At 69.2% G+C, this 24889-nt stretch carries 25 protein-coding genes; 11 read left to right on the top strand and 14 right to left on the bottom strand.

What is annotated here, in order from left to right:
* The first annotated feature begins 20 nt into the window (after positions 1 to 20).
* A complete protein-coding gene (locus ACQUSX_RS11260; RefSeq protein ID WP_428907005.1) occupies positions 21 to 1190 on the top strand; it encodes a glycosyltransferase family 4 protein in 1170 nt (389 codons plus the stop codon).
* Between the two features lie 3 nt (positions 1191 to 1193).
* Here the strand turns inward: ACQUSX_RS11260 and ACQUSX_RS11255 are convergent, their stop codons facing one another.
* On the bottom strand, positions 1194 to 2252 hold the full coding sequence (locus ACQUSX_RS11255) for an enoyl-CoA hydratase/isomerase family protein (protein WP_428907004.1): 1059 nt from the start codon (positions 2250 to 2252) through the stop codon (positions 1194 to 1196).
* A 134-nt stretch (positions 2253 to 2386) separates the two neighbouring features.
* Between ACQUSX_RS11255 and ACQUSX_RS11250 the strand changes: the two genes are divergently transcribed.
* A complete protein-coding gene (locus tag ACQUSX_RS11250; protein WP_428907003.1) occupies positions 2387 to 4225 on the top strand; it encodes an ABC transporter ATP-binding protein in 1839 nt (612 codons plus the stop codon).
* A 24-nt stretch (positions 4226 to 4249) separates the two neighbouring features.
* On the opposite strand, the gene ACQUSX_RS11245 is transcribed toward ACQUSX_RS11250, so the two are convergent.
* The 11 genes from ACQUSX_RS11245 to hemE all read right to left on the bottom strand — a co-directional run bounded on the left by ACQUSX_RS11245 (position 4250) and on the right by hemE (position 13748).
* Positions 4250 to 4699, bottom strand: a complete 450-nt coding sequence (locus tag ACQUSX_RS11245; protein WP_428907002.1) for a hypothetical protein — start codon at positions 4697 to 4699, stop codon at positions 4250 to 4252.
* A 182-nt stretch (positions 4700 to 4881) separates the two neighbouring features.
* The gene (gene hemL / locus ACQUSX_RS11240) at positions 4882 to 6198 is read right to left on the bottom strand and encodes a glutamate-1-semialdehyde 2,1-aminomutase (RefSeq protein WP_428907001.1); all 1317 of its coding nucleotides are present in this window, start codon (positions 6196 to 6198) and stop codon (positions 4882 to 4884) included.
* A gap of 124 nt (positions 6199 to 6322) precedes the next feature.
* Positions 6323 to 7306, bottom strand: coding sequence for a porphobilinogen synthase (hemB, locus tag ACQUSX_RS11235; RefSeq protein WP_428907000.1), 984 nt, complete (start codon positions 7304 to 7306; stop codon positions 6323 to 6325).
* Positions 7303 to 8100: a uroporphyrinogen-III synthase gene (locus ACQUSX_RS11230; protein ID WP_428906999.1), complete on the bottom strand. Its 798-nt coding sequence runs from the start codon at positions 8098 to 8100 to the stop codon at positions 7303 to 7305. The genes hemB and ACQUSX_RS11230 overlap by 4 nt, the downstream gene beginning before the upstream one ends.
* 10 nt (positions 8101 to 8110) lie before the next feature.
* Positions 8111 to 9103, bottom strand: coding sequence for a hydroxymethylbilane synthase (gene hemC, locus ACQUSX_RS11225; protein WP_428906998.1), 993 nt, complete (start codon positions 9101 to 9103; stop codon positions 8111 to 8113).
* Positions 9100 to 9777 carry a hydrogen peroxide-dependent heme synthase gene (gene hemQ / locus ACQUSX_RS11220; protein WP_428906997.1) on the bottom strand — a complete coding sequence of 226 codons (678 nt, stop codon included), beginning with the start codon at positions 9775 to 9777 and terminating at the stop codon, positions 9100 to 9102. Before hemQ ends, hemC begins: the two co-directional genes overlap by 4 nt.
* A 106-nt stretch (positions 9778 to 9883) precedes the next feature.
* Positions 9884 to 10174 carry a hypothetical protein gene (locus tag ACQUSX_RS11215; protein ID WP_428906996.1) on the bottom strand — a complete coding sequence of 97 codons (291 nt, stop codon included), beginning with the start codon at positions 10172 to 10174 and terminating at the stop codon, positions 9884 to 9886.
* Positions 10161 to 10568 (bottom strand): phage holin family protein, encoded by a 408-nt coding sequence (locus ACQUSX_RS11210; RefSeq protein ID WP_428906995.1) that lies wholly within the window; start codon positions 10566 to 10568, stop codon positions 10161 to 10163. The genes ACQUSX_RS11215 and ACQUSX_RS11210 overlap by 14 nt, the downstream gene beginning before the upstream one ends.
* A gap of 1 nt (position 10569) precedes the next feature.
* Entirely contained in the window at positions 10570 to 10974 is a 405-nt protein-coding gene (locus tag ACQUSX_RS11205; protein WP_428906994.1) for a hypothetical protein, read from the bottom strand.
* Positions 10975 to 11126: 152 nt separating this feature from the next.
* Positions 11127 to 12674: a protoporphyrinogen/coproporphyrinogen oxidase gene (locus ACQUSX_RS11200; RefSeq protein ID WP_428906993.1), complete on the bottom strand. Its 1548-nt coding sequence runs from the start codon at positions 12672 to 12674 to the stop codon at positions 11127 to 11129.
* A gap of 60 nt (positions 12675 to 12734) precedes the next feature.
* A complete protein-coding gene (gene hemE, locus ACQUSX_RS11195; RefSeq protein ID WP_428906992.1) occupies positions 12735 to 13748 on the bottom strand; it encodes a uroporphyrinogen decarboxylase in 1014 nt (337 codons plus the stop codon).
* 109 nt (positions 13749 to 13857) lie between these two features.
* Here hemE and ACQUSX_RS11190 point away from each other — a divergent pair, with 109 nt between their 5' ends.
* From ACQUSX_RS11190 to ACQUSX_RS11175, 4 genes are all read left to right on the top strand, one after another.
* Entirely contained in the window at positions 13858 to 15150 is a 1293-nt protein-coding gene (locus tag ACQUSX_RS11190; RefSeq protein ID WP_428906991.1) for a glutamyl-tRNA reductase, read from the top strand.
* Between the two features lie 426 nt (positions 15151 to 15576).
* Entirely contained in the window at positions 15577 to 16602 is a 1026-nt protein-coding gene (locus tag ACQUSX_RS11185) for a tyrosine-type recombinase/integrase (RefSeq protein ID WP_428906990.1), read from the top strand.
* A complete protein-coding gene (locus ACQUSX_RS11180) occupies positions 16592 to 16939 on the top strand; it encodes a helix-turn-helix domain-containing protein (RefSeq protein WP_400836915.1) in 348 nt (115 codons plus the stop codon). The genes ACQUSX_RS11185 and ACQUSX_RS11180 overlap by 11 nt, the downstream gene beginning before the upstream one ends.
* 365 nt (positions 16940 to 17304) lie before the next feature.
* A complete protein-coding gene (locus tag ACQUSX_RS11175; RefSeq protein WP_428906989.1) occupies positions 17305 to 18378 on the top strand; it encodes a hypothetical protein in 1074 nt (357 codons plus the stop codon).
* 67 nt (positions 18379 to 18445) lie between these two features.
* Here the strand turns inward: ACQUSX_RS11175 and ACQUSX_RS11170 are convergent, their stop codons facing one another.
* A complete protein-coding gene (locus ACQUSX_RS11170) occupies positions 18446 to 19567 on the bottom strand; it encodes an MFS transporter (protein ID WP_428907631.1) in 1122 nt (373 codons plus the stop codon).
* A 53-nt stretch (positions 19568 to 19620) separates the two neighbouring features.
* Entirely contained in the window at positions 19621 to 19962 is a 342-nt protein-coding gene (locus ACQUSX_RS11165) for an ArsR/SmtB family transcription factor (RefSeq protein WP_428906988.1), read from the bottom strand.
* An 83-nt stretch (positions 19963 to 20045) separates the two neighbouring features.
* On the opposite strand from ACQUSX_RS11165, the gene ACQUSX_RS11160 reads away from it, so the two are divergent.
* The 5 genes from ACQUSX_RS11160 to ACQUSX_RS11140 all read left to right on the top strand — a co-directional run bounded on the left by ACQUSX_RS11160 (position 20046) and on the right by ACQUSX_RS11140 (position 24889).
* Positions 20046 to 21353 carry an NAD(P)-binding domain-containing protein gene (locus ACQUSX_RS11160; RefSeq protein WP_428906987.1) on the top strand — a complete coding sequence of 436 codons (1308 nt, stop codon included), beginning with the start codon at positions 20046 to 20048 and terminating at the stop codon, positions 21351 to 21353.
* A gap of 128 nt (positions 21354 to 21481) precedes the next feature.
* A complete protein-coding gene (gene trxB, locus ACQUSX_RS11155) occupies positions 21482 to 22477 on the top strand; it encodes a thioredoxin-disulfide reductase (RefSeq protein ID WP_400836927.1) in 996 nt (331 codons plus the stop codon).
* Positions 22474 to 22800 carry a thioredoxin gene (trxA, locus tag ACQUSX_RS11150; protein WP_400836930.1) on the top strand — a complete coding sequence of 109 codons (327 nt, stop codon included), beginning with the start codon at positions 22474 to 22476 and terminating at the stop codon, positions 22798 to 22800. The genes trxB and trxA overlap by 4 nt, the downstream gene beginning before the upstream one ends.
* Positions 22797 to 23894, top strand: a complete 1098-nt coding sequence (gene arsB / locus ACQUSX_RS11145; protein WP_428906986.1) for an ACR3 family arsenite efflux transporter — start codon at positions 22797 to 22799, stop codon at positions 23892 to 23894. Before trxA ends, arsB begins: the two co-directional genes overlap by 4 nt.
* Positions 23891 to 24889: a metalloregulator ArsR/SmtB family transcription factor gene (locus tag ACQUSX_RS11140; RefSeq protein ID WP_400836936.1), complete on the top strand. Its 999-nt coding sequence runs from the start codon at positions 23891 to 23893 to the stop codon at positions 24887 to 24889. Before arsB ends, ACQUSX_RS11140 begins: the two co-directional genes overlap by 4 nt.

Raw genomic sequence — 24889 nt, 5'->3', positions numbered from 1 at the left:
GAGCGAGTCGAAGGGAACACATGCGCGACGACGAGAAGGACGCACCCGCGGTGCTGATGGTGTGCGACTACTCGCTGCGCTATCTCGGTGGCGCCCAGACCGCCTTCCTGCGCCAGGCGGAGGCGCTGGCGAGTGAGGGCGTGCGCGTCGTGGTGCTGGCTCCCGATGCCGACGTGCGCTCCCCCGAACTCCCGATGATCACCATCGCGCCGCCCCGACGAGGGAACATCCCGGTGCTCGATCTGCCGCTGCTCGGACGCGCCCGGGACCTCGAGCCGCTGGTCGCCGCGACGATCCGACGACACGACATCGACGCGGTGATCGTGCATTCGGAGTTCGCCCTGGCCTCCGCGGCGATCTCGGTCGCACGGCGCCTCGGCATCCCCTCCCTGCACACCGTGCACACCTTCTTCTGGCGAGCCCCGGCGGCGCTGGCGCCGTTCGCCCCGGTCGTCTCCCGCGTGCACGGCGCGCTCACGGGCATCCGAGGCGGCGACCGCTTCACGGGCAGCCATCCGCTGAACAACGCGCTGCGCACGATGACCCTGCGCGTCGCGCAGCGCGCCGACATCGTGCTGTCGCCGTCCAAGCACCAGGCCGAGGCGCTGCGCGCCGCCGGCGCCGGACGCGTCGAGGCCTTCTCCAACGTGGCGCAGCCGCTGCGCGCAGCATCCGCTCTGCCCGCCGAAGAACCGCTGCGGCTGCTGTGGGTCGCGCGCTTCGCTCCCGAGAAGCGCATCGAGGTCGCCCTCGATGCGATGCGTCTCGTCGTCGACCGGCTCGGCGCGGATCGCGTGCATCTCGACGTCGCCGGAGGCACGCACCGCCCCGTCGAGGCGGTGACGTTCCACGGCCCGGTGCCGGGTGAGCGCGTGGGCGAGCTGATGGATGCCGCGGACGCCGCGCTCATCACCTCGCTGGGCTTCGACAATCAGCCGATGGTCGCGCTGGAGGCGTTCGCGCACGGGCGTTCGGTCATCGTCAGCGATCCCGTGCTGGCGACGGAGTTCGGCGACGCCGCTCTCGGCACCGCAACACCGGATGCCGCGGGCCTGGCCGATCTGATCATGCGTCTGGAGGCCGACCGATCCCTGCTGGACGCCCCGCGCGCGGGCGCCCTCGCCTACGCGCGCGAGCGCCAGCCGGCCGCACACGTCGCGCGTCTGCGGGAGCTCATCGCCTCAGTCTGAGGATCAGAACAGCGGCGTCTCGGGCACATACTCGCGAGCGGGGCGGCCGGCGTCGTCCGGCAGCTCCGCGATCGTGGCCGGCTGCCACTTGGGCTGGCGGTCCTTGTCGACCAGCTGCGCGCGGATGCCCTCGGGCAGGTCCTGATGGTTGTGCGCGAACCACATCACCCGGCGGTACTCGCCCTCCAGGGCTTCGCGCACGCCGCTCATCCGCCGTGCTTCGCGCACGGCGTCCAGCGTCACCGCGAGCGCGGTCGGCGCCAGCTCCTCGAGCGTCGCCAGGGCGGATGCCGCGTCCGGGGCATCCGATTCGCGCAGCCGCTGCGCGATCTCACCGACGGTGTCGGCCGAGAACGCCTCGTCGATCCACGCCCGCGCTGCGGGCAGTTCGGAAGGCTCGGGCGTCTCATCGAACAGCAGCGTCATCTCGTTCGGCGTGCCGGGATCGGCCCGGTACGCGAGCGCCTCGCGCAGAGAGCCCAGGTTCTCGGACGGGACGAAATGGTCGGCGAAGCCGAGGTACACGGCATCCGCTCCGCTCATGCTCTGACCGGTGAGGCCGAAGTACTCCCCCAGGCGCCCCGGAGCGCGGCCGAGCAGCCAGGTGCCGCCGACATCCGGCGTGAAGCCGATGCGCGTCTCGGGCATGGCGAGGCGCGAGCGCTCGGTGACGATGCGCACCGCGGCGTGCCCGGCCAGTCCGATGCCGCCGCCCATGGTGATGCCGTCTGCGAACACGACGATCGGTTTCGGGTACTCGGCGATCAGCGCGTTCATCGCGTACTCGGCGCGGAAGAAGTCCGCCGTGCGCTCCGCCTTCCCGGCCGTGATCTGGTCGTACAGCGCCCGCACGTCGCCGCCTGCACACAGTCCGCGCTCCCCCGCACCGTCGATCAGCACGGTCTGCACGTCGCTGTCGTGCACCCACGCGGTCAGCGCCGCGGTGATCTGCTCGATCATGCCCAGATCGAGGGCGTTGATGGCACGCGGGCGGTTCAGGGTGATGCATCCGAGCGAGTTCTCGGTGTGCACCAGGACGGTGGCTTCTTCGACGTCGGTCACGATCGCCAGGCTACTCTGCTTCGCGATTCGCCCCGATCTGGGTGCCAGGATGGGCGTTTTCGGCAGGTAAGCCGGGCATTCTGAGGGTTTTCCGAGAAGATAGGAGGAACTGCCAGACAACAGGGGAGGTCACCATGCCCGATGGACAGGTGCTCGAGTTCACCCGGGTCACGAAGAGCTTCGGCGCCGTGACCGCGGTATCCGATCTCTCCGTGCGCGTCGAGCCCGGAGCCGTGACGGGTTTTCTCGGGCCGAACGGCGCCGGCAAGACGACGTCACTGCGGATCCTGCTCGGGCAGATCCGGCCGACTTCCGGGACCGCGACGATCGGCGGCTCGCCGTATTCCGAACTGCGCCAGCCGCTGCGCACGGTCGGCGCCGTGCTCGAGGAGTCGGCCTACCGCCCGCGCCGCAGCGCGGCACGCCACCTCACGATCGCGGCGAAGGCCAACGGCATCCCCGCCGAACGGGTCGACGAGGTGCTGCACCTGGTCGGGCTGCAGGACGACGCCGACACCCGTCTGGGCAGTTACTCGCTCGGCATGCGCCAGCGCCTCGCCGTCGCGAACGCGCTTCTCGGCGACCCCGGCGTGCTCGTGCTCGACGAGCCCGCGAATGGCCTCGATCCCGAGGGCATCCGCTGGATGCGCCTGCTGATGCGCCGGCTGGCCGACGAGGGACGCACCGTGCTGGTCTCGTCGCACGTGCTCAGCGAGATCGAGCAGGTCGCGGACAACGTCGTCGTGCTCTCGCGCGGGCGCGCCGTGTACTCCGGCGGCATCGACGAACTCGCAGACCCTGCCGGTGGAGCGGTGATCGTCGATGCCGATGACCGCATCGCCCTGGTCGCCGCGCTGACGGCGGCGGGACTGTCGTACGATCTGCTGCGCTCTGGCGTGACGGTGCGCGATTCGGACGCCGCACGCGTCGGCGCCGTCGCCGCCGAGGCGGGCATCGCGTTGACCACGCTGCAGCAGCGCGGCCCCAGCCTCGAGGAGGTCTTCCTCGACCTCGTCTACGGTCGGCGATCCGACAGCCCGAACCTGAGCAAGGTCGCGAACCCTGTCGCGCACGCGGCCGAGAGCGACGCGGCCACTGGCAGCACGGCCGATGCCGCGCTCGTCGCCGGTGGGCTTCCGCTGGCCGGAGCGGCCGCGGTGGTCGCTGACGGCGGCGTCGTCGCCGCGGCGGGTGTCGGCTATGGCACGTCGCCGATCGACATCCCGCCGAGCGCTGAGAGCGCTGAGGAGTCGGATGCGGAGGCGCCGGAGTCCGAGGCGCCGGAGTCCGAGGCGCCGGATGCTGAGGCGCCGGATGCTGAGGCTGCGAGTGCTGAGGCGGATGCCGGCGAGGCTTCGGATGCCGGCGAGGCCGGCTCTGCGGAGGGTGCTGCGCAGGCCGAGGATGAGACGGGATCTGCACGGGCAGAGGTTGCGGAAGCGCGGGAGGAGCTCGACGCTGCAGATGCAGGCGCGGATCGGGCATCCGATGAGGGCGACGATTCTCGTCCCGACGTCCTGCCGCTCGCTACCCAGGCGGTCTCGATCCCGGCAGCCAGCAGCGACATCACGTTCACGGGACTGATCACGGGCCTGCCCTCCGGCGACGACGAGGCGGAGGTGCCCGCTACCGCGGCCATCCCCATTCCGTCGATCAGCCCGCGCGACGAGGACGAGGAGGATTCCTCGGTCGACGATGCCGAGCACGACCCGCGTCTCGCCGCCATGCGCACCTCCCTGTCATCGGCTGCGAGCCGCTTCTTCGAGGGTCCGGCGCCCGAATACCCGTACAGTCCGAGCATCTCGTATGGCGCTGCCTCAGCCGAGGATGCTGCGGCCGAGCCCACCACTGAGGCCGCATCCGAAGGGGAGCACCACGACGGCGCGCACTCCCCCGAGGGCGAGCAGCAGTCTCCCGAGGGTGAAAACCATGGGGACGAGCACCACGACGAGAACAACCACCACCACGGTTGACGCCGCGCGCCGCGGACTGAGCGATCAGGCCGGGCGCGGCCGGATCACGGGACGCTGACGAGGCTTCGGCGTCGGAACGGGCGCCGTCGATGCGATGTCCACGACGTCCTCCGGGTGCTCGGAGACATCCAGACGCAATGCCTGGGTGAGCGCCAGGCCGTGCCGAGTCGTGAGGATCAGCCGCTGGTACTGCTCATCGCCGTCGAGATCGATCACGACGCTCGGGCGACGGCGGCGGATGAGCACGAAGTCGGTCGTGCCTGCACCCTTCCAGGTGCCGGCGGCGAGGATCCCGGGGATGTAGGTGCCGGGGCCGGGCACACCGCGCAGCCAGGTCCAGGCATCCTGGGTCAGCTGCACCTTCGTGATGTGCTCGCGCTCGATCCGCAGGTTGTCACGGTGAAAGGTCGACGCGCGCTCAATCGGTGACAGGACGACCTCGAGTCGTGTCTGATCCAAGAGCAACGTCACCATGCCCCCAGTCTGCCAGCGCCGCCCTGCAAGATCACTGCGACTTGCTCACAGGACCGCAACAATCCCGGCCCACCGGCCCGCGCGCGCCACAACTCCGGAGAAACACCCGCCCGGAGCGCGCAAGCCGTCGACCGGACAGCTTCGCTGCGGCTCTTCCGGAGTTGTGGCGGCCGGGACGAAGATCAGCCGGCGGCAGAAGCGGCCGCGGCAGCCGGCAGTGCGGCCTCGATCGCAGCGAGCTCCTCGTCGCCGTGTGCGGCCGTGAGGAACCATGCTTCGAACACGCTCGGCGGCAGCGCCACGCCCTGCTCGCGCATCGCGTGGAAGAACGGCGCGTAGCGGAACGCCTCCTGCGCCTGGGCCTGTGCGTAGTCGCGCGGCGCGTCGGCGGCGAAGGCGACGCCGAACAGGTTGCCTGCGCGCGGCACGGCGTGCACGACGCCGGCACCGGTCAGCGCGGCGTCGAGAGCGGATGCCAGGCGATCGGCCGCCGCATCGATGCGGGCGTACACGTCATCCGTCGCCAGGCGCAGAGTGGCGAGGCCCGCGGCGACCGAGAGCGGATTGCCCGAGAGCGTCCCCGCCTGGTACACCGGGCCGACCGGGGCGAGCAGGTCCATGATCTCGGCGCGGCCGCCGAGCGCGGCCAGAGGCATCCCACCGCCGACGACCTTGCCGAACGTGAAGATGTCAGGCTGGTAGTGCTCGCCGTCCTGCTGCTGCAAGCCCCAGAATCCGGCGGGATGCACGCGGAATCCGGTGAGCACCTCGTCGAGGATCATCAGCGCGCCGTGCGCGTGAGCGGTCTCGGCGATGAGCCGGTTGAAATCGGGAAGGGGAGCGACGACACCCATGTTCGCCGACGCGGCCTCGACGATCACCGCGGCGATGCGGTCGCCGTGTTCGGCGAACACCGCGGCGAGGGCATCCGGATCGTTGTAGTCGATCACCAGCGTCTGCGCGGCGATCGGCGCCGGCACGCCGGCGGAGCCGGGCAGGGCGAGCGTCGCGACACCTGATCCCGCGGCGGCCAGCAGCCCGTCGGAGTGGCCGTGGTAGTGGCCGGCGAACTTCACGAGCAGGTCGCGTCCGGTGGCGCCGCGCGCCAGGCGGATCGCGGTCATCGTCGCCTCGGTGCCCGTGGAGACCAGTCGCACCCGCTCGACCGGGCGCACGTCACCGTGGCGGACCCGATCGGCGATCACCTGGGCGAGTTCGACCTCGCCTTCCGTCGGGGCGCCGAACGACAGACCGCGCATCGCGGCCTCCTGCACGGCCTGCACGACCTCGGGATGCGCGTGACCCAGCAGCGCCGGCCCCCAAGAGGCGACGAGGTCGAGGTAGCTGCGGCCCGTGGCATCCGTCACCGTCGCGCCGGAAGCGGATGCCAGGAATCGCGGCGTCCCGCCCACCGAGCCGTACGCGCGCACCGGCGAGTTCACGCCACCGGGAATCACCGCACGGGCGGCGTCGAACAGGGAGTCATTGCGATCGGCCATGCAGACCAGCGTAGATCCCGCGCCTATGTTCGAGCCCGGCGTGCCGGATCACTGATGGTCGCCGGCCACGTCGGCGTGTCACCCGTCCGACGCGCCGGCATCCGCCACGCCCATCAGTGATTCGTCACCGAGTGCGCAGCCAGCCGGCGGCCTCGAGCGCCCAGTACGTCAGCACGGCGTCGGCACCCGCCCGGCGGATCGACAGCAGCGACTCCAGGATCGCCGCGCGGCGGTCGATCCAGCCGTTCGCGGCGGCGGCCTCGACCATCGCGTACTCGCCCGACACCTGGTACGCCCACACGGGGACGTCAACCGCGTCGCGCACCTCGCGCAGCACATCGAGGAACCCCATCGCGGGCTTGACCATCACGATGTCGGCGCCCTCGTCCTGGTCGAACAGCGCTTCGCGCACGCCCTCGCGGCGGTTGCCCGGATCCATCTGGTAGGTGCGCCGGTCGCCCTGCAGCTGTGAGTCGACGGCTTCGCGGAACGGGCCGTAGAAGGCGCTGGCGTACTTGGCGGCGTAGGCGAGGATCAGCGTGTCGGTGAAGCCCTCGGCATCCAGCACCCGGCGGATCGCCGCGACCTGGCCGTCCATCATGCCGCTGAGCCCCAGCAGCTGCGAGCCGGCGCGCGCCTGCGCCAATGCCATCGACTCGTATCGCTCGAGGGTGGCGTCGTTGTCGACGGCCCCCGAGTCGGCCAGGACACCGCAGTGCCCGTGGTCGGTGAACTCGTCCAGGCACAGGTCGGTCTGCACGACGAGCGCATCGCCCACCTCCGCGGCGACGGCCGACGTGGCGACGTTGAGGATGCCCTCGGGGTCATCCGCACCCGAGCCGATGGCGTCCCGCACCGCGGGCACACCGAAGAGCATCACGCCGCCGATGCCGGCTTCGGCAGCATCCGACGCCGCTTTCTTCAGCGAGTCGAGCGAGTGCTGCACCACGCCGGGCATCGAGCCGATCGGCGAGGGCTCGTCGAGGCCCTCGCGCACGAACATGGGCAGCACCAGCTGCCGGGCCTCGAGCGACGTCTCGCGCATCAGTTCGCGAACCGGCGCCGACTGGCGAAGTCGGCGCAGTCTGGCATCGGGATAGCGGCTCACGGTGCGAACTCGTCCGCTGCGTGCGGCAGTGTGAACTGCGAGACGGTGTCGATCAGGGCATCCACCGTCTGCCGGTCGGCGACCGCGGCGATCGTCAGCCCGGCCTTGCGGGCGTCCTTCGCGGTCCGCGGGCCGATCGCGGCCAGCAGGGTGGAGTCCGGGATCTCGGGGAACTGCTCGCGCACCTGACCTGCGACCGAGCCGCTGGTGATCAGGATGGCGTTGATGCGGCCGTTCTCGACGTCGCGGCGGATCCGATCGGTGACCGGCACGCCGACGGTGCGGTAGGCGACGACGCTGTCCACATCGTGGCCGGCGTCGCTCAGCATGACCGACAGCACCGGCTTGGCGATCTCGCTGCGCAGCGAGAGCACGCGACGGGGCTCGGGCTCGAGTGCGATCATCTGCTCGGCCATCCCCGCAGCCGAGTTGTCGAGCTCCGGCACCAGGGTGACGTCGTATCCGACGGCCAGCAGCGCCGCCGCGGTGGTCTCGCCGACGGCGGCGATCTTGGTGGTGCGCGGGATCTCCACGCGATGCGCGAAGAGGACGTCGACCGTGGTCGCGCTGGTGACGGTCAGCCAGTCGTAGTGCCCGTCCTGCAGCCGGGCGAGGGCGACATCGAGCGCCTCCTGATCGGTGGTGGGGGCGAAGTTGATCAGCGGTGCCACCACCGGAACTGCTCCCTGCGCACGCAGACTCGCAGCGACGCTGTCGCCCCACGGACCACCGCGGGGCACCAGAACTCGCCAGCCGTCCAGCGGCCGGGCCGTCTTTGTTTCGGAAGCAGTCATCAGATCACTCTCACGGGAGGAGGTCGGCCGCTCCCTGTTCGAGCAGCCGATGGGCCGCAGAATCGCCGATGCCACGGGCTGTGCACATCGGGTCTGCACCATCGGCAGCATCCGCATCGTTGCCGCTGCCGTTCCGTCGAATATACCCCCGGTTCAGGGACTCGGTGACGTCGAGTCCGATCCGGCGCCCTCCACCCGGCTCGTAGACGACGGCGCGGACTCGGATGCTGTCGCCTGTTACGACCGCGTGCGCGGCCATCGGCGCCTGGCATCCGACTTCGAGCCCGGCGAGGATCGCGCGCTCGACGGTGACGGCGAGGCGGGTGTCCTCGTCGTCGAGCCGGGCGAGCGCAGCGAGCAGTTCCGCGGGCGCGTCGGCGACGGTCTCGACCGCCAGCGAGCCCTGCCCCGGTGCGGTCGGCCACTCGGCGAGCCCGAGCTCTTCACGATGCAGGGTCGACTCGGATCCCAGACGCGACAGTCCCGCCGCGGCGAGGATCACAGCGTCCAGTTCCCCGGACTCGACGCGCGCGAGACGCGAGTCGACGTTGCCGCGGATGTCGACGACCTGTGCGTGCGGCGCGCGGCGACGCACCTGTGCGATGCGCCGCGGAGCGCCGGTTCCGATCTTGCTGCCCGGAGCGAGCTCGTGCAGGGGCGTGCCGTCGCGAGTGATGACGACGTCACGGGCGTCTTCGCGCGGCGGGGTGGCGGCGATGACGAGCTCGGGCGGGACCGCGGTGGGCAGATCCTTGAGGGAGTGAACGAGGATGTCGCACTCTCCGGCGACGAGCGCCTCCCGCAGCCGGTTGGCGAAGATGCCCGTGCCGCCGATCACCGACAGGGATGCCCGATTCGTGTCGCCCTCGGAGACGATCGGCACGAGCTCGACCGGACGGCCGGAGATCGCGGCGAGCGCATCGGCGACGTGGCCGGACTGTGCCTGCGCGAGCGCGCTGCGCCGCGTTCCGAGCCGGATGGGGGCGGATGCCGAAGCGGTCACTGCAGCACGTCGGCGATCTCGTCGAAGCGCAGGCGGCGCCCGGTGTAGAAGGGCACCTCCTCCTTCACGTAGTTGCGCGCCTCGGTGTAGCGCAGGTCGCGCATCAGGTCGACGAGCTCGGTCGGGTCGTCCGCTTCGAGCGGCAGCAGCCACTCGTAGTCGCCCAGCGCGAACGCGGCGACCGTGTTGGCGATGACGCCGGTGAACGCGGCGCCCCTGCGGCCGTGATCGGCGAGCATGCGCCGGCGATCCGCCTCATCGATCAGATACCACTCCGGGGTGCGCACGAACGGGTACAGGCACAGCCATCCCTTGGGCTCGATCCCCCGGAGGAATCCCGGCACATGGGCGCGGTTGAACTCGGCGTCGCGGTGCACGCCCATCACGTTCCACACGGGCAGCAGCGTCTTCAGCAACTCGGTGCGGCGCAGACGACGCAGGGCGCGCTGCAGTTCTTCGGCGGTGTCGCCGTGCAGCCAGACCATGAGGTCGGCGTCGGCCTTCAGACCACTGACGTCGTAGAACCCGCGGACGCTGACGCCGGAGTCCTCGATGTGACCGACGATCGTCTCGAGTTCGGTCGCATCGCTCTCGGCGACGGGGGCGTCCGGGTTGCGGCGCCATACGGCCCACAGGGTGAATCCGGACGGGTTGTCATCATGCGCTTCGGACATGATTCCAGTGTGCCCCTTCAACCTGTGGAGGGCGAACCGGCGCCGTCAGGGCGCTCAGCGAGACGGTTCGCGGGCACCGCGGCGAGGCGATGCTCGCCAGCGGTGCTCAGCGGGATGCTGCGCGGGCGATCGCCCAGACCAGTCCGCCGACGACCGCGGCGACGCCGGCGACGGCCGCTGCTGCACCCACCGGGTTGCGGTGAGCGAACGCACGAGCTTGCACGATGCCCCGCTGCGAGGCCTTCTCGATGCGGCGCGGGAAGTTGCCGCGCACCTCGATCGCGGCCAGTGCGGCCTTGAGTTCTGCGCGGGCGGACTCGACGGGGTCGGTGATCCCGTACGCCACGGCCGTGCGCGGCAGGTCAGCGGCATTCAGCTGCGGGTCAGAATTCGTCATTGCCGGCCTCCTTCACGAGACGGACGTCGGTGGCCACTGCCTGAGCCGGGTTCTTGCGCTTGACGATCTTGCGGAAGCGCATGAGCCCGAGCAGCGCGAAGATCACGGCTCCGAGCAGCAGGAAGCCGAACACGGCAAGCGCAGCCACCCATGCCGGCCACCACGAAGACAGGCCGATGATGCCGAACGCGAGAAGCACGGGGATGGCCCAGAACAGCAGGAACAGCGTGATGATGAACCACAGGCTGCCGAACAGCCCGTCCTTCGCGGTGCGCCTGACCCATGCCTTGGCGGCCTCGACCTCGGCGGTGACGAGGTTGCGCACCAGCTCCGGCAGGTCGCCGAGCAGGGTCAGCAGGCTGTCGTCGGCGCGATCGCGGTATCCGCGGCGCACGTCAGGATCCGTTCTTCTGCGCCGAGCTCTTGGGGGCCGGCTTGGCGGCGCTCTTCCTCTCGGCGGCGCGCTTCTGCACGCCCTCCGTGGCATCCTCGGCCGCGTCGGCCACGCCTCCTGCGGCGTCCTTCGCCGCGTCGACGGCCTTGTCGAGCTTCTCAGCGGGGGTGCCGGAAGAGGAGGCGGCCTTCACGACCTTGACAGCGCCGTTCCAGACTGCGCCGGGAACCGCGGCGGCCTGCGACTTCGCGAAGTCCTGCACGCGGGCGACCTGCTCCTGCACGGGATCGGTGTGCCAGACCTTCAGCCACTGCGTCTTGATCTGCTCATAGCGCTCGCGCCCGGCGCGAGTGCCGAGCACATAACCTACGCCGAGTCCGACGACGAGTCCGATCTTCCCTTTCATGGGAGCCTCCTGACGTTTGTTGCGGCGTCTTCACGGGCCGGATCGAGTCCACCCCGCGTGATCGCTTCCAGATTAGTCGCATATTCCCGATTCGGCATCTACCGTTGCGCGATGCGCTCGCAGAGTGTATGGATCAGGCCCGGAGGGATCTTTCAGTCCCAGAGGAGGGTGCTGCGCAGCCGGTCGGTCTCGGCGATGGCATCCGGAATCACCTGCGCGAGACCCGTTCCCGACATCCACGCGCCGACGACGGCCAGCCCCGCCACGTTCTGCACCGCGGCGCGTGCGGCCGTACGGTGCTCCGCCGCGCCGATCAGCGACGTCGGCTGGGCCTGCACGAACCGCCCGCGGTGCGCGGTGAGCAGCTGCTGCGGCGCCAGCGCGACGCCGAGCAGGGCGGATGCCTCGGACAGCGCCAATTGCGCGGCCGCGGAGTCATCGAGGGCGGCGGTCGCAGCCGGCTCGCCCTGCGTGCCGAAAGACACCCGCACCACGTGCCGGCCGTTCGCCATCTCGCGGAGCCAGCTCCACTTGGCGGTGGAGTGGGTGAGCGCCTTGGCCGTGTGACTGCCCGGCACGGTGAGCACGCCGCTTCCGCGCGGGGCGAGATCGAGCGCTGGAGCGTCCAGCAGCAGGGTGATGATCTCGATCTCCGGCGCCGGACCGGCATCTCCCAAGCCGGTGACGTGCCCGTCGAGCAGCCGGCGCGCGGCGGGCTCGGAGGTCGCGACGATGACGCCGGTGGCGGTGAGCGGCGCGGCGGTCGCGTCGACGGAGACAAGGTCGACAGAGGTCGCGTCGACAGAGACAGCGTCGGGGTCGGTGGGGTCGACGGCAGCGGTCTCGATGTCGAAGGGCTCGGCGGGCATCGTCACCTCGTGCTCTACGCTCCAGCTGTCGCCGATCCGCTCGAGCCGTGTCACGCGCGCATCGGTGCGCACGTCGACGCCGTACTTGTCTAGTTCTGCGCGCAGTGCGTCGACCAGGCGGCCCATGCCGCCGCTCAGTCCCAGCACCGCGGCGCCGGGTGCCTTGCCCTTGCGGCTCGCAGCGAGCGCGGCGACCGCACCGCTGAGCGATCCCACCCGGGTGAGGGCCGCGTTCAGACCGGGTGCCGCGACATCGGTGTCGACCGCGTCGGGATCGGCCGAGTAGACGCCGGCGGTGACAGGCGCGACGAGGCGATCGCGCACGCGGGCTCCCATGCGCGAGCGCACCAGTCTGCCGAGGCTGCGCTCGTGGCCGATCGTGAGCGGGGGCCGCAGCCGGTCGATGTAAGCACGCCAGGCGCCGCGCCAGCCGATGATCCGGCGCACGTCCTCCTGGAACGGGTTGGCGGGGATGCCCAGCAGACCGCCGATCGGCAGGGGCGCAGCCGGGGCATCCGGAATCCCGCTCAGCCACGCGCCGCCACGCTCGGGGGCGACGACGAGGTCGCCGAGACCGAGTTCGTCGATGAGCGCACGCACGTGCCCGCCGCGGGTCGCGAAGCTCTCGGCCCCTGCGTCGACGGTGATGCCGTCGAGTTCGGCCGAGCGGATGCTGCCGCCGAGGGCATCCGTCGCCTCGAGCAGCGTGACGCGCATGCCCACCTTCGCGCACTCGCGCGCCGCGACGAGTCCGCCGATGCCGCCGCCGATGACGACGACGTGCTGCTCCGACGCGCGTGCAGCGAGCTCGGGTGCGTCGTGTTCGGTCATGCTCTTGATTCTTTCACCGGCGCGGTCGTGCCCGCAGACCCGGGCGGCGGCCGCGTCCCGTCAGAGTTCGCCGTGCGCGAGGGCGACGATCCGGGTCAGCTGATCGGGATCGGTCTCGGGTGGCACGCCGTGACCGAGATTGAGGATGTGCCCCTTCGCCCCGCGGCCCCGCTCGATGACGTCCCGCACGTGCGCTTCGAGCACCGGCCACGGCGCCTGCAGCATCGCCGGGTCGATGTTTCCCTGCACGGCTGTGTCAGGGCCGACGATGCGGATCGCCTCGTCCAGCGGCATCCGCCAGTCGACGCCGACGGCGTCCGCGATGCCGCCGAGGCGCGTGTCGGCGAGGAACGGTCCCGTGCCGACGCCGAAGTGGATGCGGGGAAGCCCGATCCCTTCCAGCGCGGCGTGCGAGTGCGGAGCAACGTGCATCCGGTAATCGGCAGGGCTGAGGGACCCCGCCCACGAGTCGAAGAGCTGCACGACGGATGCGCCCGCGTCACGCTGGATCTCGAGGAAGCGGCGCGAGATGCGCGCGAGCCATCCGGCGAGCGCATTCCACGAATCGGGATCGGCGTGCATCATGGCTCGGGCCCGCATGTGCTCCTTCGACGGGCCACCCTCGATCAGGTACGCGGCGAGCGTGAACGGCGCACCTGCGAAGCCGATCAGCGGCGTCTCGCCGAGTTCGGCGACGGTCAGCCGCACGGCTTCGGCGATCGCCGTGCCATCGAGGTCGCCCGGGTCGATCGCGGTGATGCGCGCCACGTCGTCGGCGGTGCGCACGGGGTTCGCGAACACCGGACCTCGCCCCGGCTCGATCACGACGTCGATGCCGGCGAGGCGCAGCGGGATGACGATGTCGCTGAAGAAGACGGCGGCGTCCACGCCGTGCCGGCGCACCGGCTGCAGCGTGATCTCGGAGGCGAGTTCGGGGGTCAGGCAGGCATCCAGCATCCGAGTCCCGACGCGCAGCTCGCGGTACTCGGGAAGGGAGCGTCCGGCCTGACGCATGAACCAGACGGGAGTGCGCTCGGGGGTCTCGCCCGAGAGGGCACGCAGCAGATCGCTCATGCTCCCATCGTGACAGCCGTGCCTATGCGTCTCCCCACCGGTGCCGCGCACGATCTGCTGCATGGCCCGCGCCAAGCTCGCTCAAAGGCGCGGTGGGTACAATCCTGTCGTGCTGCTCTGCGTCTCGGCGAGTCACAAGACCGCCTCCTTCGAACTGCTCGAACGACTCAGCCGCCACCCCGAAGCCGTCGCCCCGAACCTGGTGGATGCCGGCGCCGACGGTGCGGTCGTGCTCGCCACGTGCAACCGCTTCGAGGCGTACATCGACGCAGACGGGCTCACGCAGGACGCAGTGCTGTATGCCGTTGCGCAGGCGACCGGCATCCCGGCATCCGATCTCGACGGCTCGTACCGTCTCGTCAGCGACCGCCATGTCGCCGAGCACCTCTTCGCCGTCGCCTCCGGCCTCGAGTCCGTCGTCTCGGGCGAGGGCGAGATCGCCGGTCAGGTCCGCCGTGCCCTTTCGGATGCCCGGGAGCAGGGCACGACGTCATCCGAGCTGGAGCGCCTGTTCCAGCGCGCGAGCCAGGCGCAGCGCAAGGTCAAGAACGTCACCGCGCTGCACCGGGCGGGCCGCTCGCTGGTGCGTCTTTCGCTCGAACTGGCCGACAGCCGCATCGCCGACTGGTCGACTGAGCGCGTGCTGCTGGTCGGCACCGGCCAGTACGCCGCGGTCACCCTCGCCACCTTGCGCGAGCGCGGCGCCGTCGACATCTCGGTGTTCTCGCCGTCGGGCCGGGCCGAGCTGTTCGCGAAGAAGTACGGCGTGCGTGCGGTCGCGGTCGCCGACTATGCCGCCATGGTGCAGCAGTCCACTCTGCTGATCACCTGCACCGCCGCCACGGAACCCGTGCTCGGTCCCGCGCAGCTGTCGCGTCGGGTGAACCAGACGGATGCCGGATGCCCGGTGGGCGCGGCGACCCATTCGGCCGGCGCACCGCACTCGCAGCTCGTGATCGACCTGGGCATGCCCCGAAACGTCGACCCGACGGTCGCGCAGGTCGAGGGCGTGACGCTGCTGGACCTCGAGACGATCCGCCTGCACGCGCCTCTCGAGGAGCTGCACGCGACGGATGCCGCCCGCGACGTCGTGCGCGAGGCGGCGGAGAGCTTCCACCTGTCCGGCTCACGCCAGAGCGTGACACCGGCGGTCGTCGCGCTGCGCACCCACATCTTCGGGCTGCTCGAAGCCGAGATCGATCGTGCCCGCCGCCGCGGCGATGACGACGGCCTGGTGGAGCAGGCCATGCGCCACCTGGCCGGCGTGCTGCTGCACACCCCGACCGCCCGCGCCCATGAGCTGGCAGCCGAGGGCCGGGGCGACGAGTTCACCGCGGCACTCGAGACGCTCTACGGACTGCGCGCCGACGAGGACCGCACCGCAGCATCCGACATCGCCTGATGCCGCGCCGGGTGCTTCGGCGTGTGCGGGCGCTTCGCGCGGGAACGTGGACCGAGAAGTATCAACATCAGGTGCATCACTAGGCCGCGATTAGAAGGCTGAACAGGTGTTTCTCGTCACTGAAGCGTCCTCTGCGGCGGAGGCCCCACGTGAGCACGCAAGCGCATCGAGAGTTCCGCGGCTGTCACCCGCGGCGCCAATGAGGGCGATTGGGCTACCCGGCACCATTTGGGGCCCCGGTGTGGTGTTGTGATAGTGAGCAAACAGCTTCAAGTGGAAGATTATCGGTGGTCATGGTTGCAACAATGATGCATTTATTGCAACCATAGATGCGTGCGCACTGGTTCAGATGATGATGGTCGGTCGTCGTTGCGGTTGACAGGGAATGTCATCGCCCTCGATGAGGGAAAGTACGTCTTCGAGTCGATGCTGGATGGCTGGGGTGACCAGCAAGCGAGCCGCGGGTTGCAGGCGACAACCATCGACGCACGGCGGCGGTTCATCGAGGATTTCGCTGAGTTCTGCGCGACGTACCCATGGCAGTGGCTGCCGCGGGACCTGGAGGACTACTCGGTGCGCGTGCGACACGGCAAGGGGCCTTTGAAGCGGTCGACCATTCGGGGCTACCAGGCGAAGATCCGCCTGTTCTGCGACTTCCTCACGGACCCGCGGTATGGCTGGCAGGCGGAGTGCTTGGCGCGCTTCGGGGAGGCCCCTCAGCAGATCTGTCACGACTGGAACACCATCGCGCACTTGCTGGACTATGAAGGCGATCCAGGGAAGCGCGCGCTCACCTTCGACGAGCTGGAGCAGTTCTTCGATGCCGCGGACGCTCGGGTGGAGACCATCGTTCGCCACAGGAGGAAGGGTGCACTCGCCGCGCTCCGCAACGCGCAGATGTTCAAGACCATTTACGCGTTCGGGCTGAGGCGCTCCGAGTGCATCGGGCTTGATATCGCGGATCTGCGGTCGAACCCGATGGCGCCCCAGTTCGGCAGTTTCGGTGCCGTGTATGTCCGGCACGGGAAGGGCAGCCGAGGGACTGGCCCGAAGCGACGGACCGTATTGACGCTGCCCGAGTTCGACTGGATCGTTGACGGGCTCACTCATTGGGCGGACCAGGGGCGGCCGCGGATGATCGGCGACTGGGAGACGGGCGTCCTCTGGCCGACGGAGCGCCGGACGAGAGTCAGCGGCCGCTATCTGAATGACCGTTTCGCCGAGCTGCGTGACGAGGTCGGGCTTCCGGAGGAGCTCACCCTGCATTCGCTGCGGCACACCTATGTGACAAACCTCATCGAGTGGGGTTACAGCGAGAAGTTCGTACAGGATCAGGTGGGCCACGCGTACGCCTCGACGACGGCGATCTACACGTCCGTCGGGGACGACTACAAGAACCGCGTGCTCGCCGATGCGCTGAAGAGGAACACGGAGAACCGCAATGACGACTGAATCCAAGGGGTCCATCGACTGGCACCTGCGCGCCGTGATGGCTGAAGCCGGGATGTTTCAGACCACCGAGCTACTTGCACCGCTGCGTGAACAGGGGGTCGTGCTGTCCCGTGAGCAGGTGTATCGGCTGGTCACCAGGACCCCGGAGCGGTTGAACGTCGAAGTGCTGGCGGCGCTGTGCCGCATCTTCGGATGCCAGCCGAACGATCTAATCACCGTTAAGGCGCAGCCGGCGGTGGCGAGGAAGACGGGCACCGCGCGCGGGCGTGACACGGCGATTGGGGATCTGCGTCCGGTGCGTGCGCGACTTCATCGTCCCGCCGATCCTGGCCGATGATGACGGAAGCTCCCTTGCGGGTCTGCGACCGGTGCGGACGTACGGCTGTGGGTCTGTACTCTCTGCTCGGTGGAAGGATCTGCAACGTCTGCTACAGCGCACTCCGCCGAAACCCGTCCGAGTGCCCCTTGTGTGGGAACATCCGGGTCCTTGCATTCACCACCAAGGAGGGTGTGATCTCCTGCGCGATCTGTGCTGGCCACCCGCCACGATTCGCGTGCCGCACATGCGGTAGCGAGGAGTTCCTGACCGGAACTCACTGCGGCCGCTGCAGGCTGCAAGCGCGTCTAGACGAGCTCATCGGCCCCGCGGAGGAAGCGCCAGTCGAGCTGACCAGGCTCCGCACACACCTCGGGAACGCTCCGATGGACCCGCGCTCGATTGTCCGCTGGCTTCGGCGACCGCATGTAACGGAAACGCTGAGGGGCATGGCAACGGGCGCACTCCCTCTCGACCATTCGGCCCTCGATCACCTGCCACAAGGGGCGGCAACACGCTACTTCCGGCGTCTACTCATCGAAGCCGGTGTGCTGCCGCAGATCCATGTGTTTCAGCACGAGCTCACGCTGCACGTCGCCGCCTTGGCGGCGACGCTCGAGCGCCCAACCGGAAACAAGCTCCGCCGCTTCTACCGATGGGACATCCTGCCGAAACTACACCGACGGTACCGAGATCGTGGTCGAGACCTGTCCATGGAAGCCTTCAACGGGCAGCGCGGCCATCTCGCTGCGGTCGTAAGGTTCCTTGCCTGGCTGGATGCCAGTGATCTGACGGTCGGCGATCTGGACCAGCGCACACTCGACCACTACATCGCCCGTATCAAGACCCGAGAGCCTGTGGAGCACTTCGTGCGGTGGGCGACCCGATCACGATTGTCCGACGACCTCACCACGAACGTCCGTGCTGCGCGAAACACGATGTCGTCCATGACCGAGGATGAGTTGTGGCGCGCTGTCGATCTCCTCCTCTACGACGAGGAGATCGAGCTCGAAGTGCGCGTCGCCGGGCTCTTCGTGCTCCTGTACGCCCAGATACTCGGTCGCGCCGTCAGCATGACTCGCGATCAAATCGACGCCACACCGGACAAGGTGACTGTGCAGTTCGGCGTCACACCCGTCGTGCTCGATGACACGGTCGGCAATCTCGTTCGTCGGCAACTCGAGGCGGAACCCCGACGAGGGTACGCCACAGGTGCATCAAGCTGGCTGTTCGAGGGGCTCTCGCCAGGGACGCACATGACCGCGGCGTACATCCGACTTCGCCTGGGTGAACTCGGGATTCGCCCGCGTGTGTCGCGTGAGACCCGGATGAATCTCCTTGCCATGCGAATGCCGGCCGCCGTGGTCGCAGATGTGGTTGGTATCCGCACCACCACTGCAGACCGTCGCAAGAGTATGGCCGGCGGAACCTGGTCGAACTACCCGGACTTGCGGGTGTGATCCCCATCTCGCGAGGGTCATCGCGACCGCACGGCGCGAGTCCATGTGAATGAGAACGCCAGCGATATCAGGAGAAGCGAGCGAGGCCCAGAGAGACGGCTGCCAGCATCACGGCGCTCAGGGCCATCGCCGTGTAGGAGCCGGTAGCGGCCGCGAGCAGGGGGCCAAGGGCGGGACCGACCGCGCTGATGAGGGTGATGGGTGCGGCGAAGACGCCGTTGATGGAGCCGTAGTTACGGACTCCCCACCGGTCGGCGACAGCGGAACCTTGGACGAGTGTCTGCGCGCCGCGTACGGCACCTGCCGCGATCCCGATGACGATCAACAGCCACGGCGGGCCAGGCACGAGCGCGAGAAGGGCGAGGAACACGACGCTCAGCCCGGCGGTAGCCGCAAGCGGGATCCACGGGGCTGCGGTGTGCGGTATCGCGACGTAGAGGAGCCGGCCGATGACCTGTCCGGCGCCGAGGAGTCCGAGCGCCCAGGCCGCGAGCTCGTAGCTCATGCCTTTCTCGGTGAAGAGAGGGATCAACGCCAGGGTGACGCTGAACAGCGCCGCTGCGAGTGTGAGCATCGATAGCTCGAGCATCCAGAAGCGGCGGGTGCGGATGACGGTGCTGACCGTGTGCACGTGGTCCGCGGCCGGGCCGTGCGGGACCTGGTCCCAACGGCGTTCCAGGCTGAACCAGTGAAGGGGCACGGTGGTCACAAGCAGGAATGCGGCGAGGATCAGGAACGTGGTTCGCCAGTCGGTGACCGTGAGAAGTCCGGCGACGACCGGTGCGAAAACGGTGGAGGCGAGCCCGCCAGCCAGGGTGAGGATGGTCATCGCCGGGCGCCGCCGGGTCCCGTGGCGGCGGGCGATGACGGTGAACGCGGCCTGGTAGAGCACGGCGGACTGCGCGACACCAGCGATCACCCACCCGGCGGTGAACAGGGCGAGGTTCGGGGCGAGGGCGACGACGACGAGTCCAGCCGGGCCGACGATGCTTCCCAATGTCATGATCAGGCGCGGACCGCGCTCGTCGAGCCAACGGCCGATGAAGACTCCGGCCACGGCGGAGGCGATGAGACCTGCAGAGAACGACAGCGTGACGAGTGTGACCGGCCAGCCGGTGGCGACGGATATGGCCGGGGACGCGACGATGAGGGCGTAGTACAGGATTCCCCAGCTGATGACCTGCCCCACGGACAAGGCTGCCAGCCTCCCGCCGAGCCGGGCCGGGGCGGCCACGTCAGACGTCATACAGAGCGAAGAGCGTCGGCGGCAGCATCCAATGCTCCATCGTTGAGGGCGAAGTACGCCCACTTGCCGCGCTGCTCGCGAGTCACCAGACCCGCATCGGCGAGCAGCTTCATATGGTGCGATACCGTCCCCTGAGAGAGCCCGACAGGTGCGGTGAGGTCGCAGATGCAGGCTTCACCGCCGGGGCTGCCAGCGATGAGGGAGAGCAGCATGACCCGAGTGGGGTCGCCGATAGCCTTGAACACCCGCGCGACGCGCTCAGCGTCCTCTGCAGTCAGGGCAGATGCGATCCGCGGCACGCAGCACGCGGACTTTTCGATGGTCGTTGGCACGCTCACAAGGCTAGTCTGACACGTATTGACAAACTTCGATAGGTGCGCGAATGTTCTCGTATTGAAGTTTTTCGATCCGAGGAGATGTGATGTCTGAGATTCCCGTGCTTCCCGTCGTCGTCATCGGTGCCGGTCCGCAGGGCCTGGCCGCGGCCGCCCACCTGACTGAACGCGGCGTCGATGCCGTGGTCGTCGAGCGCGGCGCTTCGGCCGGCGCTGCGGTGTCCGAGTGGGGGCATGTGCGGCTGTTCTCGGGGTGGCCGGAACTCACCGATGCCGCGGCGCGACGGCTACTTGAGCCGACCGGTTGGACTGCGCCGGCGAGCGGCTACCCGACCGGTGCGGAGTGGGTCAGCGAGTACCTCGCGCCACTTGCGGACACGCTGGGCGACCGAGTCCTCTACGGCACGACGGTGACGGGCATCGCGCGGCAGGGGCGTGACAAAGTGGTTGCGAGCGGCCGGAAGGCACAGCCGTTTGTCGTGCACACCGTCGACCAGGATGGCCGCGATGGCCGCATCCTCGCAAGCTCGGTCATCGACGCGACCGGCACCTGGTCGCTGCCGAACCCTGCTGGTGCCGACGGATACCCCGCGGTCGGCGAGACCGCCGCGGCCGACCGTATCTCCTACCGAATCCCCGATGACGTCTCCGACCTGGCCGGTACGCATGTGGTCGTCGTCGGTGCCGGCCACTCGGCCACGCACACCGTGCTTCGTCTGAGCGAGCTGGCCCGCCGCGCGCCGGGCATCCGGGTGACGTGGCTGCTGCGCCGTGGGAGCGCGACGAACGTGTTCGGTGGAGGTGTGGGCGATGAGCTGCCCGAGCGTGCCGCGCTCGGCTCTCGTGCACGAAAGGTCATTGAAGCCGGCGTGGTCGAGGTGGTCACCGGGTTCCGTGTCGCCGAGTTCCATCAGGACGACGGTGCCCTCACGGTCATCGCCGAGAACGGCCAGGAGATCTCCGGTGTCGCGCGCGTCTTCGCCCTCACGGGGTTCCGGCCCGACACGAGCATCCTGCGAGAGGTGCGCATCGACCTGGACGGGTCCTTGGATGCGGTGGCGGGGATCGCGTCGGAGATCGACCCGAACATCCACTCCTGCGGATCGGTCGGCGCCACGGGTGCCCGCCAGTTGACCCAGCCCGAGCAGGGGTTGTTCATCGTCGGCGCAAAGTCGTATGGCCGCGCGCCCACGTTCCTGGCCCTCACCGGGTACGAGCAGGTGCGCAGCGTCGCAGCTCACCTCGCCGGCGACCCTGAGGCCGCCGACCGCAATGAGCTCGTCCTTCCCGACACCGGCGTCTGCGGCGGCGCCGGCGAATTCGACGCCGAAGGTGCCAGCTGCTGCGGCGCCCCGTCGGTGCTGCAGATCGGTTCTCGACCCATCAGCGTCTGACGCGCTGACCGATTCCCGAGGGGGCGGCTTCCTGATGGAGGCCGCCCTCGTCGCGTGCCCAGGTGAAGAGTCGGTGAACTGCCTCACCTCCGATTGCGCGTTACTTTGAAGAATGTCAATATAGAAGCATGTCGAATCAAGAGGTTGAGCTGGTCATCATTGGATCGGGCCCTGCGGGTTACACCGCCGCGGTCTATGCCGCTCGTGCGGGGCTTGCCCCGGTGGTGATCGCTGGTTCTGTGACGGCGGGTGGCGCTCTGATGACGACGACGGAGGTGGAGAACTTCCCCGGCTTCATCGACGGAGTGCAGGGTCCGGAGCTGATGGAGTCGATGCGCCAGCAGGCCGAGCGGTTCGGCGCCCGCATCCTCCTCGACGACGCGGTCCGCGTGGACCTGGACGGTCCGGTCAAGACCATCGAGACCGGCGCTGGAGAGACGTTCCGTGCCAGGGCGGTGATCCTGGCCATGGGCTCCGCCTATCGCAAGCTCAGCCTCCCGGACGAAGAGCGCCTGACCGGTCGCGGGGTTTCCTGGTGTGCCACGTGCGATGGTTTCTTCTTCCGCGAGCAGGAGATCGTCGTCGTCGGCGGGGGCGACTCCGCGATGGAGGAAGCCCTGTTCCTCACCCGCTTCGCATCGAAGGTGACCGTCGTGCACCGCCGCAGTGAGTTCCGGGCTTCGAAGATCATGGCGCAACGCGTGCTCGACCACCCGAAGATCGAGGTCGCGTGGAACAGCGAGGTCGCACGCCTCAACGGGACCGCGAAGCTCGAGTCCGTGACCCTTCTCGACACCGTCACCGGTGTCGAGTGGGAGATGCCTGCGTCCGGGCTCTTCGTCGCCATCGGCCACGATCCGCGCTCCGAGCTCGTCACCGGAATCGTCGACACCGACGCGGCCGGTTTCGTTCTGGTGGATCATCCCTCGACGCGGACCAACCTCCCCGGCGTCTTCGCGGCCGGAGACCTGGTGGACCACACCTACCGGCAGGCGATCACCGCCGCGGGTACCGGCTGCGCTGCCGCCCAGGACGCCCAGCACTTCCTCTCCGCCCTCGAGGAAGACGCTGCGCCTCTGCCCCAGACTGACGCCTTGACCGAGACTGAGGAGGTCTTCGCATGAGCACGCTCACGGCTGTCACCGACGCCACATTCCACGACGAGGTCCTCGGCTCCGACATCCCCGTCGTGGTGGACATCTGGGCCACCTGGTGCGGGCCGTGCCGCCAGGTCGCTCCGCTGCTCGAGCAGCTGGCGGCCGAGTACGACGGGCGGGTGAAGATCGTCAAGGTCGACGCCGACCAGAACCCCGAGACGGTCACTGCCGCCGGCGTGACCTCAATCCCGACGCTCGGGTTCTACCGTGACGGTGCCCGCACGGACATCCTCATCGGCGCGCACCCGAAGCCCGTCATCGCCGAGAAAATCGAGGCCCTGATCTCATGAGTACCGCAACCGCATCTTCTGCTCCCGTGGCCGTCCGGCGTCTGTCCACGCTCGACAAGTGGCTGCCGTTGTGGATCGGGCTCGCCATGGTCGCCGGGCTCCTCCTCGGCCGGTTCGTGCCCGCGCTCTCCGATGCGCTGTCCGCCATGGAGGTCGGCGGCATCTCGGTGCCCATCGGGCTCGGGCTGTTGGTGATGATGTACCCGGTGCTCGCGAAGGTCCGCTACGACAAGGTCGCCGCCGTCACCGGAGACAAGAAGCTGCTGGTCTCCTCGCTGGTGCTGAACTGGCTGGTCGGCCCCGCGCTGATGTTCGCGCTCGCGTGGATCTTCCTCCCGGACCTGCCCGAGTACCGCACCGGGCTGATCATCGTCGGCCTCGCACGCTGCATCGCCATGGTCGTCATCTGGAACGACCTCGCCTGCGGCGACCGCGAGGCCACCGCCGTGCTCGTCGCCATCAACTCGGTGTTCCAGGTCGTCGCGTTCTCGCTGCTGGGCTGGTTCTACCTCACGGTGCTTCCCGGCTGGCTGGGCCTGGATACCCAGGGGGTCGAGATCTCGGTCTGGCAGATCGCCCTCAACGTGCTGGTCTTCCTGGGCGTTCCGCTCGTCGCCGGGTTCGCGTCCCGATACATCGGCGAGAAGCGCCGCGGGCGGGACTGGTATGAGCAGAAGTTCCTCCCCGTGATCAGCCCGTGGGCGCTGTACGGGCTGCTGTTCACCATCGTGCTGCTGTTCGCGCTGCAGGGCGACGCGGTCCTGGCCAAGCCCCTGGATGTCGCCCGGATCGCGCTGCCGCTGCTGGCCTACTTCGGGCTGATGTGGTTCGCAGGTCTCCTGCTCGGCAAGGTCTTGGGGCTGAACTACGCCCGCTCCACATCGCTGGCGTTCACGGCCGCTGGCAACAACTTCGAGCTCGCCATCGCGGTCGCCATCGGCACCTTCGGCGCCGCCTCCGGCCAGGCCCTCGCCGGCGTGGTCGGCCCCCTCATCGAAGTCCCCGTCCTCGTCGGGCTCGTCTACGTCTCCCTGTGGGCGGCACGCGCCTGGTTCCACACCGATCCGTACACCGGCGAGAGGATCACCTCATGAACGTCACCATCGCGGACGCCGCGGACGCCTGCAGCCCCGTCGCCACGCACGCCATCGGCCAAGAGGCGGCATCCGCTGTCGCCGCGACCCTGAAGGCCCTCTCCGACCCGCTGCGCCTGCGCATGCTCTCTGCCATCGCCTCCGACCCGCGCGGCGAGTCCTGCGTCTGCGACCTCGCCGAGCTCGCCGACGTGTCCCAGCCCACCGTCTCCCACCACCTGAAGGTGCTCAAAGACGTCGACGTGCTCACCTCCGAACGCCGCGGGACGTGGGTCTGGTACCGCATCAACCCGGGCCGCCGCGGCGCCGTCACCGCGCTACTGGACTCCTTCGCGCCGGCGACCATGACCGCGCCTGGCGTGGATGGCGACAGCGAAGACCGCGACAGTCGCCCCGACTTCGACATCCGGATCACCCACCTCGCCGACGAACTCGCAGCCGAGGTCCCCGAACTCGCCCCGGAGACGGTGCTGAGCATCGTTCGTGAGTCCTACACCTCGCTCGCCCGCACGGCCAAGGTCACCGGCGCCCTCGTCCCGCTCACCGAACGGTTCGCTCGTCAGCGGCTCGCTGACCTCACCCGTGACCGCGACCAGTCGGTGCCGCAGGTGCTGTTCGTCTGCGTCGCCAACGCCGGACGCTCCCAGATGGCAGCAGCTCTCGTCAACCAGATCGCCGGCGGCAAGGTCATCGCCCGCTCCGCCGGATCCAGCCCCGCCGAGGTCATTCACCCTCACGTGCGCTCGATCCTCGCAGAGATCGAAGGCGATGCCGCGGGCGAGCGGTTCCCCAAGCCCCTCACCGACGACGCGGTCCGTGCCGCTGACGTGGTGATCACGATGGGCTGTGGCGACGTCTGCCCGATCATCCCCGGCGTCCGCTACGACGACTGGGCCGTCGGCGACCCCGCCCTCGCCTCCCGCGAAGGCGTCGAAGCCATCCGCGACGACATCGAAGACCGCGTCCGCGCCCTCATCGACCAGCTCACCCACTGA

Source organism: Microbacterium alcoholitolerans, assembly GCF_050408615.1.
GTDB lineage: Bacteria > Actinomycetota > Actinomycetes > Actinomycetales > Microbacteriaceae > Microbacterium.
The sequence above is the reverse complement of the archived record's forward strand: the minus strand, read 5'-3'. Positions and strand labels throughout refer to the sequence as shown.

Bases quoted from the DNA above. Each gene is read 5' to 3' on its own strand.
- ACQUSX_RS11260 (WP_428907005.1), top strand. From the start codon at position 21: ATGCGCGACGACGAGAAGGACGCACCCGCGGTGCTGATGGTGTGCGAC.
- ACQUSX_RS11250 (WP_428907003.1), top strand. From the start codon at position 2,387: ATGCCCGATGGACAGGTGCTCGAGTTCACCCGGGTCACGAAGAGCTTC.
- ACQUSX_RS11245 (WP_428907002.1), bottom strand. From the start codon at position 4,699: ATGGTGACGTTGCTCTTGGATCAGACACGACTCGAGGTCGTCCTGTCA.
- hemL (WP_428907001.1), bottom strand. From the start codon at position 6,198: ATGGCCGATCGCAATGACTCCCTGTTCGACGCCGCCCGTGCGGTGATT.
- ACQUSX_RS11230 (WP_428906999.1), bottom strand. From the start codon at position 8,100: ATGACTGCTTCCGAAACAAAGACGGCCCGGCCGCTGGACGGCTGGCGA.
- hemQ (WP_428906997.1), bottom strand. From the start codon at position 9,777: ATGTCCGAAGCGCATGATGACAACCCGTCCGGATTCACCCTGTGGGCC.
- ACQUSX_RS11215 (WP_428906996.1), bottom strand. From the start codon at position 10,174: ATGACGAATTCTGACCCGCAGCTGAATGCCGCTGACCTGCCGCGCACG.
- ACQUSX_RS11205 (WP_428906994.1), bottom strand. From the start codon at position 10,974: ATGAAAGGGAAGATCGGACTCGTCGTCGGACTCGGCGTAGGTTATGTG.
- ACQUSX_RS11200 (WP_428906993.1), bottom strand. From the start codon at position 12,674: ATGACCGAACACGACGCACCCGAGCTCGCTGCACGCGCGTCGGAGCAG.
- hemE (WP_428906992.1), bottom strand. From the start codon at position 13,748: ATGAGCGATCTGCTGCGTGCCCTCTCGGGCGAGACCCCCGAGCGCACT.
- ACQUSX_RS11185 (WP_428906990.1), top strand. From the start codon at position 15,577: ATGCTGGATGGCTGGGGTGACCAGCAAGCGAGCCGCGGGTTGCAGGCG.
- ACQUSX_RS11180 (WP_400836915.1), top strand. From the start codon at position 16,592: ATGACGACTGAATCCAAGGGGTCCATCGACTGGCACCTGCGCGCCGTG.
- ACQUSX_RS11175 (WP_428906989.1), top strand. From the start codon at position 17,305: ATGGACCCGCGCTCGATTGTCCGCTGGCTTCGGCGACCGCATGTAACG.
- ACQUSX_RS11160 (WP_428906987.1), top strand. From the start codon at position 20,046: ATGTCTGAGATTCCCGTGCTTCCCGTCGTCGTCATCGGTGCCGGTCCG.
- trxB (WP_400836927.1), top strand. From the start codon at position 21,482: ATGTCGAATCAAGAGGTTGAGCTGGTCATCATTGGATCGGGCCCTGCG.
- trxA (WP_400836930.1), top strand. From the start codon at position 22,474: ATGAGCACGCTCACGGCTGTCACCGACGCCACATTCCACGACGAGGTC.
- arsB (WP_428906986.1), top strand. From the start codon at position 22,797: ATGAGTACCGCAACCGCATCTTCTGCTCCCGTGGCCGTCCGGCGTCTG.
- ACQUSX_RS11140 (WP_400836936.1), top strand. From the start codon at position 23,891: ATGAACGTCACCATCGCGGACGCCGCGGACGCCTGCAGCCCCGTCGCC.